3 protein-coding genes are annotated in these 2,753 nt (G+C 72.0%); 2 read left to right on the top strand and 1 reads right to left on the bottom strand.

The window, feature by feature from the left end; all coding sequences use genetic code 11:
- Both ACXJKG_RS20540 and msrA read left to right on the top strand, forming a co-directional pair.
- A partial coding sequence (locus tag ACXJKG_RS20540) for a LacI family DNA-binding transcriptional regulator (protein WP_456847573.1) occupies window positions 1-921 on the top strand: 921 nt, incomplete at its 5' end.
- Between the two features lie 157 nt (window positions 922-1,078).
- Window positions 1,079-1,597 (top strand): peptide-methionine (S)-S-oxide reductase MsrA, encoded by a 519-nt coding sequence (gene msrA, locus ACXJKG_RS20535; RefSeq protein ID WP_456847572.1) that lies wholly within the window; start codon window positions 1,079-1,081, stop codon window positions 1,595-1,597.
- Between the two features lie 194 nt (window positions 1,598-1,791).
- On the opposite strand, the gene ACXJKG_RS20530 is transcribed toward msrA, so the two are convergent.
- Window positions 1,792-2,753 (bottom strand): hypothetical protein (locus tag ACXJKG_RS20530; RefSeq protein WP_456847571.1); only part of this gene is annotated, 962 nt, incomplete at its 5' end.

Raw genomic sequence — 2,753 nt, 5'->3', positions numbered from 1 at the left:
CTCCCGGACCGTGAGGGCGCCGGCACCGCCCCCGCCGGCGGGCCGTCCCGGTTCACCGTGGGGATGCTCGTCCCCCAGCTCGACTACTACTGGCCGACGATCATCGCCGGCGCCCGGGCAGCGGCCGCGACCGCCCGGGTCAGGCTGATCCTGCGGACCACCTCCTACGACCCGCAGGAGGACTGGAGGCAGTCGCGCCGGTTCGCGGAGACGGCCGGGGTGGACGGGCTGATCGTGGCGCCCGAGGTAGAGGCTCCGCGGGGCGGCGACCTGCTGCGCTGGCTCGACTCGTTGCCGTTGCCGGTCGTGCTCGCAGAGCGGCGCCMGCCGGACATCAGCCCTGTGCAGCGCCTGGAATGGGTCGCGTCCGACCATGCGTCCGGCGCGGCCGCGGCGGTGTGGCACCTGCACCAGCAGGGGCACCGCCGCATCGGGCTGCTCGTGCTGGGGAGCAGCGCCATCGCGCCGCACCTGCGTCGCGGGTGGAAGGACGCGCTGCTGGCGGTGGGTCTGGACCCGTCCGAGCAGCTCGTCGGGACCAGCGACGGCGCCGTCGCACCCGGGCGCAGCGAACGCTTGTCCGCGGTCCTGGCCGAGTGCGCCCGCACGCGGACGACCGCCCTGGTGGTCCACTCGGACCCTTTCGCGGTGAGCCTCGCGCAGCACGCCACGGACAGCGGGCTGGCGATCCCCGACGATCTGGCACTGGTGGCCTACGACGACGAGGTCGCCGAGCTCGGGGAGCCACCACTCAGCGCTGTGCGCCCGCCCAAGCACGAGGTGGGTCGTCTCGCGGTCGAGCTCATGGTGGCCCGGCTGACCGAGGGGGACAGCCGGCCGCCGCACCGCGTCATGATCGCGCCCCACCTGGTCGTGAGGGAGTCGAGCGTCTCCCGGCAGGCCTCTCCCGCCGTCACCTGAGTCCGGGGATCGTGCACCGCGGGACACGTCTCTCTGCTCGCGCCGCACCAGGCAGCGAACGCCTTCCCTTGTGGGCACGGGCATCGGTTGCGATGCAGCGCGCTGCGGGGTCAAGATCGCACGACGGCTGCAGCCGTTCCCATGAAGGAGGGCGCAGATGGCCACGACGGAGACCGCGATCCTTGCCGGGGGGTGCTTCTGGGGTGCGCAGCAGCTGCTGCGCCGCCGCCCGGGAGTGATCTCCACCCGCGTCGGGTACTCGGGCGGCGACACCCCGAACGCCACCTACCGCAACCACGGCGACCACGCCGAGGCCGTGGAGATCGTCTTCGATCCCGAGCAGATCTCGTACCGGGACCTGCTGGAGTTCTTCTTCCAGATCCACGACCCGTCGACGAAGAACCAGCAGGGCAACGACATCGGCCGCAGCTACCGGTCGGCGKTCTTCTACACCTCCGACGAGCAGCGCCGGGTCGCGCTCGACACGATCGCGGACGTCGACGCGTCCGGGCTCTGGCCCGGCAAGGTCGTCACCGAGGTCGAGCCGGCGGGAGACTTCTGGGAAGCCGAGGAGGAGCACCAGGACTACCTGGAGAAGATCCCGCACGGCTACACGTGCCACTACGTGCGCCCGGGCTGGCGGCTCCCGCACCGCGACGAACAGCGGGTCGGGTAGCGCCCGAGTCGTGCGCGATCGGCTGAGCCGTGCGCGCGGCGTCGGACAGGCTCGCAGCGGCGGTCACGAGCAGAGGTCGGCACAGGCCTCTGCCATGAACAGCTCGTCCGTCGAGCGGAGCCCGGCACGACGACGCACCTCAACAAGCGCCGAGTTCGGGCCAAGGCGGCCGCATCGAACAGCTCGCGACCTCGTCACCCCGCGCGCGCGGTCAGACGGACCTTGCCGACGCGGACGACGTCGACTGATGCGACGTGCAGCCCGTCGGGGATCTCCCGCACCGTCGGGTCGACCCAGACACCGGTGCTGCGCTTCCAGGGCAGGAGCTCGAACCGCACACCGTGTCGAGCGATCGCGGATGCCCACGGCGTGAGGTCGACGTCCCAGTCGCGACCGTGCCAGAAGTGGTCGCTGATCAGCTGGTCGCCCACGTAGGCGCGACCGACGTCGCCGGTCCATCGCACCCGGAGCAGCGTGCGATCGGCATCGCCGAACAGGTGGGCGGGGACCTCGACGTGGACGACGGCGGCACCGGAGAAGTCCGTGGGCGCACTGAGCCGGTCCAGGGGTCCGCCCCGCTCCGGACGCGGAGCCGCCGCCGCTTCCGGGCGGAGGCCGGAGACGAGCGTGTGGCGACCGACATGCTGCGCGTTCGCGCGCCACGAGCGCCAGGGGCCGTCGTCGAACGGTGCGCTGAGGTCGACGCCTCCCTCGGCCCTGAGCGTCTCAGGAGCCGGGAGGACCGAGACAGTGAAGTCCGGGATCTCCGTCTGCACGACGAGCTCGCCGTCGACGGCGTACAGCGGCGCCGAGGACAGGACCAGCCGTTCCCGGCCGTCCACCTCGAGGAGGTAGAGCCGGTCGATGCTCTCCCGGTCCAGGACGACGATCCGCGCACTCTCCAGCTCGACGACGCAGGTCGGGCCGGTGGGTGCCGTGAGCGAGATGATCGTCGCGCCGTCCGTGTGGACGGCGACGCCCGCTCCACCCACCTCGTGGTGCCCGTCGAGCACGAGCTCGACCGGGATGTCGTCGTAGGCGCCGAGCACGACGACCTCGCGGTCGTCGACCGAGACGCGAGTGAGGACCCGCGCGGTGGCACTCCGAAGAACGACGCCCGCAGCGAGCGGGTACCGCAGTGGCCACACCAACGAGA

Source organism: Cellulomonas sp. P5_C6 (assembly GCF_054049635.1).
The sequence above is the reverse complement of the archived record's forward strand: the minus strand, read 5'-3'. Positions and strand labels throughout refer to the sequence as shown.